At 47.8% G+C, this 1015-nt stretch carries 1 protein-coding gene; it reads left to right on the top strand.

Annotated elements, in window-relative coordinates; translation table 11 throughout:
* The coding region (locus tag ACWHAR_RS23390; protein ID WP_452087989.1) for an amino acid permease at positions 1-887 on the top strand (887 nt) is incomplete at its 5' end.
* Positions 888-1015: the final 128 nt, after the last annotated feature.

Raw genomic sequence — 1015 nt, 5'->3', positions numbered from 1 at the left:
TCATCACTGCGATTGTCAGCAGAGGCGTCAAGGAAAGCACACGCTTTAACAACGTCATCGTACTGATGAAAATCGCGATCATATTATTGTTCATTATTGTCGGCATCGGCTATGTGAAACCGGATAACTGGTCTCCTTTTATGCCATTCGGGATGAAAGGCGTCATACTTAGCGCTGCCACTGTATTCTTCGCGTACCTTGGGTTTGACGCGGTTTCTAACGCGTCAGAGGAAGTGAAAAATCCGCAAAAAAACATGCCCGTCGGCATTATTTCAGCTCTAGCCGTCTGCACGGTTCTGTACATCGCGGTATCGCTTGTGCTGACAGGCATGATGCCTTATGCCAAATTGAATGTCGGAGATCCTGTATCCTTTGCGCTGAAATTCGTCGGACAGGACGCTGTTGCCGGAATTATTTCTGTCGGTGCGATTATCGGGATTACGACGGTGATGCTCGCTTTGCTGTATGCTCAGGTTCGTTTGACATTTGCCATGAGCAGAGACGGCCTTCTGCCTGGATTGTTCGCAAAGGTTCATCCGTCATTTAAAACCCCGTTCCGCAACACATGGCTGACAGGGATCGTTGCAGCGGGAATCGCCGGCTTTATTAACCTCGGAACGCTGGCCCATCTGGTGAACATGGGAACACTTGCCGCGTTTACGGTCATATCTATTGCTGTCATTGTGCTAAGAAAGAAACATCCTGAAATCAAGGCGTCCTTCAGAGTGCCGTTCGTTCCGGTTGTGCCGATTATCAGCGCAGGCATCTGCATTTGGTTCATGTACAGCCTTCCCGGCGTCACATGGCTTTCATTTGTCATCTGGATCGCTGTCGGAACGCTGGTTTACTTCCTATATTCGAGAAAACACAGCTTATTAAACAAATAATCTCTTTTCAGCCGGCGGTGCCTCACCCGCCGGCTTTTTCCTTTTTTTATGTGCTATACTTTGAATACATATGAGAAAGGGAGACACACAGATGAAACGATACCGCACTTTATTATTTGATGCAGATG

This window comes from Bacillus sp. LR--39 (assembly GCF_053613335.1).
Note: the sequence above shows the minus strand (reverse complement) of the source record. Positions and strands in the feature narration are given on the sequence as shown.